General features: G+C 44.9%; 12 protein-coding genes and 6 tRNA genes (1 of these 18 cut by a window edge). 9 read left to right on the plus strand and 9 right to left on the minus strand.

Going from position 1 to position 13,844, the window contains the following annotated elements:
- Positions 1-16, plus strand: a tRNA-Thr gene (locus CP943_RS01135); it begins 57 nt to the left of the window's first position.
- 433 nt (positions 17-449) lie between these two features.
- Here the strand turns inward: CP943_RS01135 and CP943_RS01140 are convergent.
- On the minus strand, positions 450-1,619 hold the full coding sequence (locus CP943_RS01140) for a serine hydrolase domain-containing protein (protein ID WP_023857673.1): 1,170 nt from the start codon (positions 1,617-1,619) through the stop codon (positions 450-452).
- A 175-nt stretch (positions 1,620-1,794) separates the two neighbouring features.
- Between CP943_RS01140 and CP943_RS01145 the strand changes: the two genes are divergently transcribed.
- The 3 genes from CP943_RS01145 (at position 1,795) to CP943_RS01155 (ending at position 3,557) form a co-directional block, all read left to right on the plus strand.
- The gene (locus CP943_RS01145) at positions 1,795-2,016 is read left to right on the plus strand and encodes a hypothetical protein (RefSeq protein WP_020449908.1); all 222 of its coding nucleotides are present in this window, start codon (positions 1,795-1,797) and stop codon (positions 2,014-2,016) included.
- Between the two features lie 151 nt (positions 2,017-2,167).
- Positions 2,168-3,109 (plus strand): bile acid:sodium symporter family protein, encoded by a 942-nt coding sequence (locus tag CP943_RS01150; RefSeq protein WP_095292699.1) that lies wholly within the window; start codon positions 2,168-2,170, stop codon positions 3,107-3,109.
- A 34-nt stretch (positions 3,110-3,143) separates the two neighbouring features.
- Positions 3,144-3,557 (plus strand): DUF5391 family protein, encoded by a 414-nt coding sequence (locus CP943_RS01155; RefSeq protein WP_026580420.1) that lies wholly within the window; start codon positions 3,144-3,146, stop codon positions 3,555-3,557.
- Positions 3,558-3,586: 29 nt separating this feature from the next.
- Here CP943_RS01155 and CP943_RS01160 read toward each other — a convergent pair whose 3' ends face one another.
- The 8 genes from CP943_RS01160 to CP943_RS01195 all read right to left on the minus strand — a co-directional run bounded on the left by CP943_RS01160 (position 3,587) and on the right by CP943_RS01195 (position 12,970).
- Positions 3,587-4,456 (minus strand): PhzF family phenazine biosynthesis protein, encoded by an 870-nt coding sequence (locus CP943_RS01160; RefSeq protein WP_025810886.1) that lies wholly within the window; start codon positions 4,454-4,456, stop codon positions 3,587-3,589.
- A gap of 118 nt (positions 4,457-4,574) precedes the next feature.
- Positions 4,575-5,804 (minus strand): exo-beta-N-acetylmuramidase NamZ family protein, encoded by a 1,230-nt coding sequence (locus tag CP943_RS01165; RefSeq protein WP_105980632.1) that lies wholly within the window; start codon positions 5,802-5,804, stop codon positions 4,575-4,577.
- Entirely contained in the window at positions 5,804-7,735 is a 1,932-nt protein-coding gene (locus CP943_RS01170) for a glycoside hydrolase family 3 protein (RefSeq protein WP_059231532.1), read from the minus strand. Before CP943_RS01170 ends, CP943_RS01165 begins: the two co-directional genes overlap by 1 nt.
- 14 nt (positions 7,736-7,749) lie before the next feature.
- Complete coding sequence (pbp4b, locus tag CP943_RS01175) at positions 7,750-9,099, minus strand: penicillin binding protein PBP4B (RefSeq protein ID WP_105980633.1); 1,350 nt, start codon at positions 9,097-9,099, stop codon at positions 7,750-7,752.
- A gap of 66 nt (positions 9,100-9,165) precedes the next feature.
- Positions 9,166-10,533: a PTS transporter subunit EIIC gene (locus tag CP943_RS01180; protein WP_020449915.1), complete on the minus strand. Its 1,368-nt coding sequence runs from the start codon at positions 10,531-10,533 to the stop codon at positions 9,166-9,168.
- 16 nt (positions 10,534-10,549) lie between these two features.
- A complete protein-coding gene (locus CP943_RS01185; RefSeq protein ID WP_020449916.1) occupies positions 10,550-11,407 on the minus strand; it encodes a MurR/RpiR family transcriptional regulator in 858 nt (285 codons plus the stop codon).
- An 18-nt stretch (positions 11,408-11,425) separates the two neighbouring features.
- Positions 11,426-12,343 (minus strand): N-acetylmuramic acid 6-phosphate etherase, encoded by a 918-nt coding sequence (gene murQ, locus CP943_RS01190; protein WP_105980634.1) that lies wholly within the window; start codon positions 12,341-12,343, stop codon positions 11,426-11,428.
- Positions 12,344-12,517: 174 nt separating this feature from the next.
- Positions 12,518-12,970 carry a 2-thiouracil desulfurase family protein gene (locus CP943_RS01195; protein WP_023857681.1) on the minus strand — a complete coding sequence of 151 codons (453 nt, stop codon included), beginning with the start codon at positions 12,968-12,970 and terminating at the stop codon, positions 12,518-12,520.
- 184 nt (positions 12,971-13,154) lie between these two features.
- Here CP943_RS01195 and CP943_RS01200 point away from each other — a divergent pair.
- From CP943_RS01200 to CP943_RS01220, 5 genes are all read left to right on the plus strand, one after another.
- Positions 13,155-13,229 (plus strand) — tRNA-Glu (locus CP943_RS01200).
- 164 nt (positions 13,230-13,393) lie between these two features.
- A tRNA-Val gene (locus CP943_RS01205) sits at positions 13,394-13,469 on the plus strand.
- Between the two features lie 59 nt (positions 13,470-13,528).
- A tRNA-Thr gene (locus tag CP943_RS01210) sits at positions 13,529-13,601 on the plus strand.
- Positions 13,602-13,609: 8 nt separating this feature from the next.
- A tRNA-Tyr gene (locus CP943_RS01215) sits at positions 13,610-13,694 on the plus strand.
- 4 nt (positions 13,695-13,698) lie between these two features.
- Positions 13,699-13,770 (plus strand) — tRNA-Gln (locus CP943_RS01220).
- Positions 13,771-13,844 lie beyond the last annotated feature (74 nt).

Consider the following 13,844-nt stretch of genomic DNA (forward strand, 5'->3'; position numbering starts at 1 on the left):
AGCCCGCTTGGAAGCTTAAGTGAATACGTTGATATGACAAGGTTTCTCCTATGGTGGAGAAAGCTTTTTTGTTTTATGATATTTTGCTTTCAACTTATAGAATGTATAAAAGCAGGCTTAACGCCTGCTTTTATTGCTATATCCACTCATATAAAACGTTAATTGTGACTTCTAAGACAAGAAGGAACAACATATAACTCCCGTACTTTAACGTATCAGGTTCATGCTGTTTTGAGTCTTTAAAAGTCCATATAAATAATGCTACAACGCCAATAACGGTCACGATTTTGCTAAGCGTTAATAAAGACATGACAACCTTCCTTTATATTGAAAATTATTTATTATCCATCTTCCATATTTATAATTAAAATCCCTTTTAACCGTAAAAACTTTTTCTGCTATTAAACAAGCTCTCTGACTCGGATGACAGAGAGCTTGTTTAAATATGTTTAAAATCCATTTAAAATAGAGAAGATCCGATTGTTTACACTGCCAAAAGATTTGATGTTGTTTTGGATGTTAGAAAATAGAATGACGTATCTGCTCCCTGTCAGACTGAAGCTGTTTAATATGTTATAGCCGGGCATGACACCGTGACTAGAATAGCTTCCCGGCGACACATAAAAGCCCATACCGTATGTTGCTTTGTTTGGCGTAAACATTTTCATAAAACTTTCATTGGAAATGATTTTTCTTTCGTAAAGTGCTTTATCAAATAAATACATATCATAAGCGGTCATATAAATATCACCAGCCCCATAAAGCTGTGATAAATTCGGCATGTCAGGCGTATAAAGCTCTTTTTGCGGGTTTAATTTATACCCTGTCGACGGATTTGACTCTTTAGCAAATGTTTTATAAAAGCCTGCGTGTTTCATACCGGCAGGTTTAAAAACGTGCTTTTTGATGTATTGATCGACTGGTTCACCGCTTACCATGGAGACAATGTATGCCAGAACCGAGTAATTGGAGTCTCTATAATCCCATTTCCCAGTTGGGTATTTTACGCCTCGTTTTTCGATATCTTTCATTAAATCTTCCGGCGAAATATATCCGTGGCCTTCTTTGTGCCCCCTAATCCCTGATGTGTGTGTCAAGAAATGATAAAGGGTGATCTTTGAGCCGTTTGGAAAGTCAGGAAGATACTTAGAAACGGGGTCATTTACTGATAGCAATCCCTTTTCCTCAAGCTGTAAAATTGCCGTTGCAATAATTGCTTTTTGTGATGACCCAACATAAAAGACGGTGTCCGGTGTATTGGGGACCATTTCCTCGCGGTTTGCATATAAATACCCTTTGCTTGTCACAACGTTTCCGTCTTCTACAATTAATGCTGTGCCGCTGAATCCAATGCTTTTTAAATATTGATCCAATTGAGCATTATCATTTTTTGTGATGATAGGGTTCTTTTTTGTTTCATTTTGATTTGTCTTCTTCTTTGCTTCAGGCTGTTCTTTTTTTTCAGTTGCCTGTAGTTGATTTTCTTGGTGATCTCGCATACCGCTTGGAAGTGCAAGATAAATTACCCCACAAACAAGAAGAAAGGAAAGAATGATGAGCCTTCTTTTTGTTTTCTTCTTTTTTCTTTTCTTTATTCGCGTTCTGTATGTTCTTGCCATGGCGGGTACTCCTTCTTTTATATGTGACGTATTTACTGACGCAATAACCCCTTAAAAAGTTTCTTCAAAATGCTAATATTTTCATACATGGTTTGGGATAATGCCAAAATTTACATTTTGTTTACACTTGAATAAGAACAAATGTTCGCATAAAATAAAGATGTGAGGTGAGACGATGAATAAGCTGTTGTATCGTTCAATGGAAGACGGTTTTCCGGTAGAAATCATTTACATGAAAGAAAGTAGTTTTTCTAAACGGGCGATTCTCGTGAAAGAAATTAAAAACGGTTATGTGAAAGCATTTTGCTTCCAAAAACAGCAGTTCAGAATGTTTAAGATAGAGGCCATTTTAACCGTGTTCCCCTATAAAAAAAGAAGCATAGCTCATTATGCCTAAAAGCTGCTCTTTCATCTTGCTGTCTTCTTTTCTGTATTCCCTTCCTGTTTTGATATTCCATCTTTTGTTATAATGAATGTAAATTCGATTTAAAGAGAGCGGGCGTTTTACATCTATGCTTCAGACGATCAATAAAACACTTGGTAAGATTATGCCTTTACTGACGCCTTTAAGTGTTGTCAGCGGGGTGTTGCTTGCGGATTACTTAAATGGGCTGGCGGGTCTTGTGCCGTGGATTTTTGCGTTTATGACATTTGCCGGCAGCCTTGGGGCAAATTTTCAGTCGCTGAAAACAGCGATGGTTCATCCCTTGCCGATGCTACTCGCTTTATTTGTTTTGCACATATTTATGCCTGTTCTGGCATGGGGCACGGGGCATCTTGTGTTTAGCGGAGATTCATTAACGATTACAGGGCTTACCCTTGGTGTTGTCATTCCGACGGGTATTACGAGTATGATTTGGGCTGCCATGTATAAAGGAAACATCGGCTTAACCCTATCGATTATTTTAGTGGACACGATTCTTTCGCCTTTCATCGTTCCGTTCAGTCTTTCCATCCTGGCCGGGGCGCATGTTGAAATGGATGTAATCGGTATGATGAAAGGTTTAGTCGGAATGATTGTGATTCCTTCTTTGTTAGGAATGCTCGTCAATCAATTTTCAATACCGGAGCGGACAGCGCGTTTAAGCGCAAATTGCGCTCCATTTTCGAAAATCGGGTTAGCCGCCGTGGTGGCGATTAACAGCTCAGTTGTCGCTCCTTACCTGAAAAACGTCGATTTAAAGTTTTTAACGATAGCCGTTACGGTTTTTTTGGTGGCATTTACTGGATACATGACAGCTTGGCTGATCGGTCGGCTGATGAAACGGCCCCAGGAGGAAATCGTGGCTTTAATTTTTACCGGAGGAATGCGGAATATTAGCGCCGGCGCTGTGTTGGCCACCGGATTTTTTCCGCCGCAAGTGGCGGTGCCCGTTGTCATCGGCATGCTGTTTCAGCAGATCCTGGCTGCGCTATATGGGCATTTGCTTGCAAGAAGCGAGCTGAAAAAAACGTATCATTTAGACAAAAAAACGAGTCTGCCCTCATAGTTGGCAGACTCAAACCTTACAGGAGTGAAAAAAAATGAAAACCAATAGGGTAAGTGTGATGATGTGGACTTTAATTTCCGCATTTTTGTTTTGTTCTTTATTAGTCACAGCTTCACTTTCTCCGCTCGCTCATTCAGGCCCCCATGCTAATGAGTTTGGCACTTTGGGGATGTGGGCGGCAATCGGAACCGTTTTACTCTTTTATATCCTTCCCCTTGCTGTTTATATGGCCGGGTTTGATGCGATGAAGTTTGTAATGGCTGTTCTTTGCGGAATTGGATTAATCATCACGCTGACCATGATTCCAGTGGTTATGTTGATTGGCGCTTTTGGCGGATATGCTTCTGCTTTATTGGGCGTCGTATGCCTTTGCATTCTGTCAGCGATCGTGAATGTGATTTGGTTAGTCGCCGCTTTTCGCAGGCCGTCAGCGGCTGCTTCTTTCTAATATTTAAAAACCGCTTTCCCGCGTTGTGTTCAAGTTCGCCAAGTTCCTTTTGCGATCAGGTGGACGTTTCCCCCGATGTGAATTTCTATGCTGTTTTCCGTTGTATGCGCTTCAATATAAAGCAGGGAAGGCCGGTTTATTTCATACCCTTGTTCAGCCCTTATGCTGAGGTCATTTTGATTAAAATAACCGTGATGCAGTAAATATCCTGCGAGATCCCCGATCGCGCTTCCTGTTGCCGGATCTTCGGGAACGCTGAGACAGTCGCAAAAAACTCGTGTATTGATATGATTTTGTTCATGATAGGTTTCCGTAGAAAAAACGAGCAGACTGGCTTCTGTTTCTTTCATAAAAGCTTCAAACCGATCCTTGTTGATTTTGCATTTTTTAACTGCACTTAGCGAATTTAACGGGACGATAACTGCTGGCAGACCTGTGGAAACCTCTTGTATCGGGAAATCCAAATCCATATCACATGTGTCGATACCGAGTACTTCTGCCATCATTTCTTTATCAAAAGTTCGATTAAATACAGGCGGATTTTGCTTCATCCAAATGATCTGATCTTCACCTTTGTCAAACGATACCGGTATTGCGCCTGCTCGAACATTTAAAATGACGCTTGAAGATGGTTCAGTTTCGATTTCATTCTTTATGATAAACGCTGTGCCCAGCGTCGGATGTCCTGCAAACGGAATTTCTTTTTCCGGGGTGAAGATTCGGACATCATACCCGCTGTTTTCCTGTTTCCCTAATATAAATGTTGTTTCGGAAAAATTAATTTCCCTAGCTATTTTTTGCATTTTATCACTTGATAGGTTCTTTTCTGCTTTAAAAACGGCGAGCTGGTTTCCTGTATATTTTGTTTCTGCAAACACGTCCACAAGGTAAAATTCCATCCGATGTCTCTCCCCTTTAAAATGACCTTCCTGCCCTAAAGGCAGTTTTACATATCTTACATGAGATGAGAATCATTGAACAGTCTAAAAAAATAAAGAAGAGCGGATCCCGCTCTTCCTAATAAAGCAAATACTTCTTTCTGATATTCATAAACCGTTTTTGATCTGCTTCGTATTTTTTGACGATTTCATCAATTGAAGCGCCTTGTTCAATCATAGCTTTGACCCATCCATTCCCGATCAGACGGTTGAAATTGCCTGAAGGGAGGAACTCAAAGTCGTCCGGGTAGAGGTCATGGACGGTTTTGATGATCGCGATACCGGTATTTACAGGCTTAAAAGCGGACCTGTTTGTCACGTAAAGCTCCACCCCGTGGCACAGTTTATTTTGATGCTTTGAAAATGTCGGAGTGAACGAGGCGGCTCTGAATCGGACGCCAGGAAGCTTCAGACCGTTTAATTTTTCGGCGAGTTCCGTACTTTTCATGTAGGGCGCACCAATTAATTCAAAAGGCTTTGTCGTGCCCCTTCCTTCTGACATATTGGTTCCTTCAATTAAACCTGTGCCCGGGTAGACGATGCCCGTATCCGGCGTCGGCATGTTCGGGGAAGGCAGGACGAAAGGAAGACCAGTGTCTTCAAAGAACATCTGTCGCTTCCACCCTTTCATTTTGATGATGGTTAAATCGGCGCCGATGTTAAATTCGTCATTAAACAGCTTTGCCAGTTCTCCTGCGGTCATTCCGTGCTTTAAAGGGATGGGATACATTCCGACAAATGAAGAATAATCTGGATCAAGGACAGGTCCTTCAACTTTTAAGCCGCTTTGCGGGTTTGGCCGGTCAAGAACAATGAATGGAATGCTGTTTTCTTTTGCCGCCTCCATCGCATAAGCCATTGTGTAAATGTAAGTGTAAAACCGCGTTCCGACATCTTGGATGTCAAATAGCAGGACGTCAACGTTTTTCAACATCTCCGGTGTCGGTTTTCTCGTATCTCCGTAAAGGCTGTAGACGGGGAGACCGGTTTTTTCATCAATATAAGAGTCAACCTTATCGCCGGCTTGAGCGTCTCCCCTTACACCGTGCTCTGGACCATAGAGAGCGGTCAGCTCAATACCGGGGGCTTGGTGAAGCAAATCGATGCTGCTTGTTAATGCTGAATTGACACCGGTTGGATTTGTGATGAGACCGACCCTTTTTCCTTTTAATATGCTTTTCTTGTTCATGATCACTTCAATACCCGGTGAGACCTTTGCTTTCTTTTCTTTGTCCGGAAAGGCCGCTGCTGCGGTTAATGTACTGAAGACAAACATTCCCGCAAGCAGCCAGATCGCTTTTTTTCTCATTATGACCCTCCTTTGTGAAGCGGCTTGCCGTTTTTAATATTCAACCCGTAGCCGAACGGGTAAAGGGTTTCTCCGGGGCGTGTGACCGAAGGAATGTCTACGGGCAATGTTCCTTTAGGCTTTGCCTTTCCGAAGATAACTTCCACTCCGGCCGGAATATTCGGCTGCCTGAAGCCCCCGTTTGCATAGCCTTTAAAGCCATATACTGCGATCACGGCAGCGGCTTCTTCAAAATTTGCCGTGTCATAAGGGTTTCGTAAGCTCATTAAGACAAATTTTTTCCCGTTTGCCTGAGCGTATTTCATGGCGGCGCGCGGAAAAGCAGTTGCCCACTTGCTTGAGTCTTGAATGCTGTCATCAATGACACCGTCGTTCACAACAGGATCGTTTTTGACTACATATGATCCTGTGATGACATAATCGGCCTCGTCAATTTTCTTTTGAATCTCTTCATCAAACGTTTTTTCTGCAAATCGATATTCGACGACCTTGATGTTTTTCTTTATTTTGCTGATGGTTTTGGCGATTGCTGCTGTTTGCTCTTCGTATGGGGCGAGAATGAGGACGGTATCCCCTTTTTTCGGTTTGAATGGCAAGGTGCTTTTTTCATTTTTAAGAATGGTGACGCTTTCTCTTGCCATTTTCCTTTCGGATTTCATGTGTTTGTTGCTGCCGACCGTTTTCAAGGCGTATTTGATTTTTTTCTGAAGCGGTTCGGAGCCGGTGTGATCGATGATACCGCGGTTTATTTTTAATTGAAGGATTCGCTCCACCGACTGATCGATTTGTTCGATAGGGATCTCACCTTTTTTAACGGCTGTCAGAAGAGCTTCGAATACACGCGCTAGATTTTTTTCGGTCTCAAGCGATGTGACTTGTGCGGGCATGAGGGCGATGTCGACTCCTGCTTTGACAGCCATGACGACGGCTTCCTCCTGTCCGAAATTATCAGAAATGGCTTTCATATTTAAAGCGTCTGTTACGACAACGCCCTTAAAGCCGAGGTCTTTGCGGAGAAGGTCTGTCATGACTTTTTTGGAAAGTGTTGCAGGCACCATGATGTCCTCGCCGTCTTTTTTGCTTTTATAGGTTGTATTGTCAAAGGCGGGGAACTGGACATGCGCTGTCATGATCATGTCAATCCCTGCATCGATCGCTTTTTGAAATGGCGCAAGTTCAATGCTTCTCAGCCTTTTTTCATCATGCGGAACAAGCGGCAATCCGTAATGACTGTCAACCGCTGTATCGCCGTGTCCGGGAAAGTGCTTTGCTGTAGCGATCATTTGCTCGTCCTGCAGGCCCTTCATCATCTGGATGCCGAGCTTTGAAGTCAGCTCAGGCTTGGAACTGAAAGAACGAACGCCGATGACCGGGTTGCCGGGATTGTTGTTGACATCAAGTACAGGACTGAAGTTCACGTTGATGCCCAGCGATGCTAATTCTTTTCCGATGATTTTTCCTGATTTGAAGGCATTTTTGCTGCTTCGCGATGCACCGACTGCCATATTGCCGGGCAGGTTTGTGCCTGATTCAAGTCTGGTGACAATCCCGCCTTCCTGATCGATCGTGATAAAGAGCGGAATGTCAGGACTCGCTTTTTGCAAGCCGTCCGTTAACCGTACAGTCTGCTCTGTGCCTGTGACATTTTCAGCAAAAAGAATGACACCGCCGAGCCGGTATTTTTGAATGATTCCCGCGACTTCGTCATTCATTTTTGTTAATCCTTTGGCGTTCGATTCCCCTTTTTTCTTCCAGTTTCTAAAGTCAGGCATCAGCATTTGTCCGATTTTCTCTTCAAGCGACATGCTGCTGACCATTTGTTTGAGGTGTTGTTCCGGCTGCTGTTTCGCTTCTGCTTCGCGAGCGGCGGGCTGCAAAGCGAGAGACGATAACAGCAATGCAATCAACGCGCATTGAAGAAATCTTTTCATATAAGGGTCGCCTCCTATTGGTGATGTAACGCCTCGTAAATAGCTGTAATGGCGCTGCCGTACTTTCCGGTTGCAAATGCGTCACCTTCAAATTGATTCGGGTTTTCTTTAGGGTTGATGACAGGAGAGTGCTTTTTATTGGTTAACAACACAATGCCGATTTGATACACGGGATCGATGATAGTGACGGTTCCCGTCCAGCCGGTATGGCCGTATGCCTTGTTGCTGGCGTGCTTGCCGAACATCCACTCCATATCGGTATTGCCGTTAAGCCGCCATCCTAGTCCATATGTGGGATTTGTTTTTGACGGCTCAGTAAATTGTGAAATGACCGAACGGCTGAATAGATGTTGTTTCCCGTAACCGCCGCCGTTCAGCATGACTTGAAGGAGCACTGCTGCGTCGTCAACGGTGGAAAAAAGGCCGGCATGCCCAGAGACGCCTTCCATTGAATAGAACGCTTTTTCATCGTGGACTTCCCCTTGAAGCGTGTAAGTTCTGATATTTGGAAACAAGATGGTGCCATCTCTGGTGTTTCCCTTTCGTTCCGTAGCTGCAAAATGCGGCGGTTTAAAGCCCTTTTGGAGCGGATTAAACAAAGTATGCCGCAACCCGAGAGGCCGGTAAAATTGGTTTTCAACAAAGGTATCTAAACGCTCGTTTGTGACTTTTTCTATGATCAGCCCGAGGAGCATATAGTCGATGTCACTGTAAATTTGTTTTGTGCCGGGTTCATATGACAAGGGGGTTTTGACAAGATATTCAAGCGTTTTGCTCCGTGACTGAGAGTAGAGGTGTCCGGCTGCTTTCGGGTCGTAATAGTTCCAGCTTGCAGGGAAGCCTGCGTTATGGTGGAGCAAATCAATGACGCGGAGCCGGTTTTTTCCCTTTACATCGTCTTCCGGGTGATCTTTGAAATCAGGAAGATAATGTGAAATGTTTTTGTTCAAGTCAAGCTTTCCGGTGCTCACTAAATGCTGCAAGGCAAAATTGACGGCATACATTTTTGTATTGGAGGCGAGGTCAAACATCGTGTTTGCTTTCATTTTTTTTGGATGTTTGAGCGTCGAGAGGCCGTTGTATTTCTGCTTGTAGCCGTATGCTTCTTTTTTGACGATTTTTCCGTCTTTTATCAATATCAAGGCAGCCCCGGGAAAGCCCGCTTTGACATCCTGTTCGATCAGACGGTCCACGACTTTAAGCTTTTCCGAAGAAAAACCGGCTTCTTCAGGTGTTTTCGCCTTCGTTAATACGGGATATGTCAGCTGACCTGTTGTCTCGTTCGCAATTGCAGTCTGTGCTGATGACGGAAGCGGGAAAAAGCATGTCAGCAGCAATAGGGACGATGCTGCAGCGCTGATCATAAACTTTTTCAGCTTGCTTCACTCCTTTCTGTCAAAAAATGCATAGTGGGAATTTTAAACAAACGTTTAATCAAATTCAACTGCCATATCGTCTTTAAAACCAAAGAGATATGTTAAGGCAAAGCCGGCAGCATAGGAAATAAACAAACCGAGAATATACAAAAGAACTTGGTGGGTATGGACTAAAAATGACAAAGGAAGACCTGATACGCCTATCGATTCGGTCGCGATTTTGAAATACGCTTGAAAGGCTCCACCTACTCCGGCGCCGAGGCACGCGGTTAAAAACGGACGTCCGAGTGGAAGAGTCACACCGAATATGAGCGGTTCACCGATTCCGAGCAGGCCTGACGGCAGTCCGCCGGCAATGGCTCTTTTGAGCTTTGCTTTTTTTGTTTTGAAATAGATCGCAAAAGCGGCGCCTACTTGACCTGCGCCCCCCATAGCCAGAATCGGCAGCAACGGGTCATCGCCGATTGAATTGATTAATTCCATATGAACGGGTGTCAATCCCTGGTGCAGTCCGGTTACGACGAGCGGAAGGAAGGTGGCCCCCAGTACAAAGCCGGCGATAATGCCGCCGAGATCTAAGATGGCGAGAAGTCCTGACGTAATGGCGTCAGATATCAAGCCGCCGACAGGCATGAAGACAACGTAAGTGACGATTCCTGTGATGAGAAGGGAGACTGTAGGTGTGATGATGATGTCGAGTGAATGAGGTACAAGGCGCCTGACCCGTTTTTCGAGAAAAGCGATAAATGCAGCTGCGAATAAAATACCGATTAAACCTCCGCGTCCCGGCAAAAGCGCTTCACCGAAAAGCGAAATATCACCAACGGCCGGGTTAATGATTAAAATACCAGCTAATCCGCCGAGTGCGGGGGAGCCGCCGAATTCTTTCGCCGTATTGACCCCGACCAGGATGCCCAAATACGTAAATAAACCTGAACCTATTACCGTTAAAATAATGGCGGTTTGTGATGTTTCAGCGAGCCAGCCTGCTTGGATAACGGCTTTGGTGATTCCGGTAATCAAGCCTGAGGCGACCAAAGCGGGGATCAGCGGTATAAAAATGCTTGCGATCCGCCGAAGAAACAATTTAAAAGGCGTCGCGTTTTTCTTGGAAATCTCAGCTTTATGTTTGGCTGCGGATTGTTTTAAGTCAACGTCTTCCGCGGATTGAAGCAACTTCCCGAATTCGTCTGATACGTGCTGTACGACGCCGGTGCCGAGGATAATCTGAAGCGTTTCCTCCTCAACGACGCCAATCACGCCTTCAAGCGCTTTGATTGAGCCGATGTCGGTTTTTTGACTGTTGACAGGCGTGATGCGCAGGCGCGTCATACAATGGGTATAATCCGCGACGTTAGACGGGCCGCCGATGTGTTGTAAAATCAATTTTGCCAGGCCGGCATATTTTTTCTCATCGCTCATTTTATATCCCCCTTTTTTACAATTCGCTCATTCCCATCATGCGGATGGCCGCTTTTGTTTGATCAATATACTGAATGATGTCCTCGTAGCGCTCCGCGGCTATGCCTAAAAACAGAATGTCAATCATGTAAAGCTGAGTTAAACGAGAGGAGGTGGCGGCGCTGCGAAACGGCGCTTCGTTTGAGCATGACGTATACAAGGCGATATCGCTTAATGAAGAGACAGCAGACTGTCCAAACCGCGTCAGTCCAATGGTTTTAATGCCATGTTTTTTGGCGAGTCTGACTGCATTGGCGATTTCATGTGTTTCTCCTGAATGGGATATGGCAAACAGAACGTCATTCTCGCCGGCATTGGCGATTAATGTCGCGACAAGATGCATATCACTAAAAGCGGTGGCTTTTTTATTGATGCGCAAAAATTTCTGCTGGGCATCTTGTGCGACGATTCCTGAAGCCCCGATCCCGCAAAAATGAACCGTTTCTGCGTTGATCAGTATTTGAATCGCTTTTTGAAGATCTTCGTGGTCAATGTTTTCAAAGGTATCGCGAATCGCCTGAATCGAATTGCTGGTTGTTTTTTGAACGATTGAATGGAGCGGCTCTTGCGGTTCGATATCCCGGTATCCCTGATCAGACGGTTTCATTAAATCGCCGGCAACCCTCATTTTTAAATCTTGAAAGCCTTTCAGCCCCAGAGATTTGCAGAGCCGTATTGCCGCCGCCCCGCTTGTCTTAGCCGAAGAGCTCACCTCTTGAATGGTGCCGTTTACGACCTCGTGTGGGTTTTTCAAAATGTATTCGGCAAGCTTTCGTTCAGATTGCGGCAATCTGTGAAGCATATTCTGAATGATTTCCAACCCTCCTGCAGCCATTGTTTCTTCCTTTCTTCTTTAAACTTGGTCTTCATAAATGGATAGAGCTTTTTCGATATCGCCTTCTGATTTCTCAAGCAGGTTTTCGGAAGCGGCCGCATCTTCGTTTGTTTTCAGCATGATGATGGCGGTTTTGACCTGGTTATGGGATTTTTCTAACGCTAGTGCCGCCGCTTCTTTTGGAACACCTGTGACCGTTTGGATGATGCGAATCGCCCGCTCCTTTAATTTGTCATTGCTTACTTTTACGTCTACCATGAGGTTTTCATAGACTTTTCCCATTTTGATCATGGCCGCCGTTGAAATCATGTTTAAAATCATTTTATGAGCGGTTGCTGCTTTCATTCTCGTCGATCCGGCAATAACTTCAGGGCCGACGACCACTTCTATGCTGTGATCTGACACCTGGCTGATCGCCGAGTTTTTGTTGCATGTCAGTGAGACGGTCTTGGCGCCACTTTCCCTGGCATACTTCAAAGCGCCGAGAACGTATGGAGTCCGACCACTGGCGGCGATTCCGATTACGGTATCATTGTTTGAGAGGTTAACGGCTGATAAATCCCGTCTGCCGAATGCCTCGTGATCTTCAGCGCCTTCGACGGCTTTGTACAGAGCTTTTTCTCCTCCTGCAATGATGCCAATGACCGACTCGGGAGATATGCTGAACGTCGGCGGGCATTCAGCTGCATCGAGTACGCCGAGTCTCCCGCTTGTACCGGCACCGATGTAGATGATCCGTCCCCCTTTCTTTAACGACCCGACGGCGAAGTCAACGGCGGTCTTAACTTCTGGTAAGACTTCTTGTACAGCTTCGGCCACAGTTTTGTCTTCATCATTGATGATTTTCAAAATATCAATCGTCTTTGCCTGGTGAATGCGCCTGGATCTTTCATTCCGGCGTTCGGTCGTTAATGAACCTAAATGGCTGTTTTCCATCGACAACTCCTCCTGATAATGAAGTGCATATATTTCTTAATTTTCAGTATATTAAGAGTGGAATATTATTTCAATAACAAAAGGTAAATATTAAAATTTTATTTCAATGAAGTTCTAAACAACGGATTGCCGACATAAAATAAAGCGCAGATGAACTGCGCTTATGTTCAGGTATTACAGCTCGTCTATTTGGTGTTCGGAAATCACGCGGAAGCCTTCTTTTTTCAGAAGCGCCGCCGTAACGCCGTTGCCGGCTATTTTTTGGCTTGAGAAACTTCCATCGTATATATGGCTGCTGCCGCAAGACGGGCTGTTTTCCTTCAACACGATCGTATCAGCCTTGATTTGCCTTGCCATCTCCAATGTTAGATAAGCTCCTTTTATATACAGGTCTGTTACGTCTTTTCCCGATTGTGTGTTGATCACCGCCCTGCCGTCTAAAACGTCTTCTCCCGACCCGCCTATAATTTCGGCCGGTTCCCTTGGCGTTTGAAATCCGCCGAGCAGCTCGGGACAAGCAATCACCGCTTTTTTTTCTTCAACAAGCTTATTGATTTTCCCCACATAGCTGTGCGATCCGTTATAGCGGCATTCCACCCCGGCCAGACATGAACTTACCAGTATCATTTTTCGCGTCCCCTCTCTTGCACATCAGATAGCCCTATTTTAAACAAAATTTCTGCGTTTTTCTCAATGTTTATGAATAAAAAATTTGAAAATAAAAATTTTAATTTACCCCTTTACAAATGGGGAGGAACCTGTATATAATAACTTTTGTCAGCTTTACGAGAGCTGCTTGAAACACGATGATGGCCCGTTGGTCAAGTGGTTAAGACACCGCCCTTTCACGGCGGTAACACGGGTTCGAATCCCGTACGGGTCACCATTCTTTTTTGGACAGCACGCTGCGAATGCCGGAATTTTTAAAAGGAAGGCATGCTAAGGTCGCAACGTCCTGTTGCAACGCGCACTTGTACTTTAAAGGCAAGGAAGGCATGCTAAGATCGCAACGTCCTGTTGCAACGCATGCACTTGTACGTCCTGTACTGCGGAGGATTAGCTCAGCTGGGAGAGCATCTGCCTTACAAGCAGAGGGTCGGCGGTTCGATCCCGTCATCCTCCACCATTTTTTCGGATCGGTTTTTGTCACAACCGCGCCGGTAACTGCATAAGATACCGTATCATGCCGGTCTAGCTCAATTGGTAGAGCAACTGACTTGTAATCAGTAGGTTGGGGGTTCAAGTCCTCTGGCCGGCACTGTTTTTGGAGGGGTAGCGAAGTGGCTAAACGCGGCGGACTGTAAATCCGCTCCCTCAGGGTTCGGCGGTTCGAATCCGTCCCCCTCCACCATTATTGGGCTATAGCCAAGCGGTAAGGCAACGGACTTTGACTCCGTCATGCGCTGGTTCGAATCCAGCTAGCCCAGTTTTTGGACATCCTGTTAGGATGTCCTTTTTATTTTGTCTTTTTTGTATAACTATTCAAAAAAATGTCTTGTTG

The sequence above is a fragment of the Bacillus paralicheniformis genome, assembly GCF_002993925.1.
Classification (GTDB): Bacteria; Bacillota; Bacilli; order Bacillales; family Bacillaceae; genus Bacillus; species Bacillus paralicheniformis.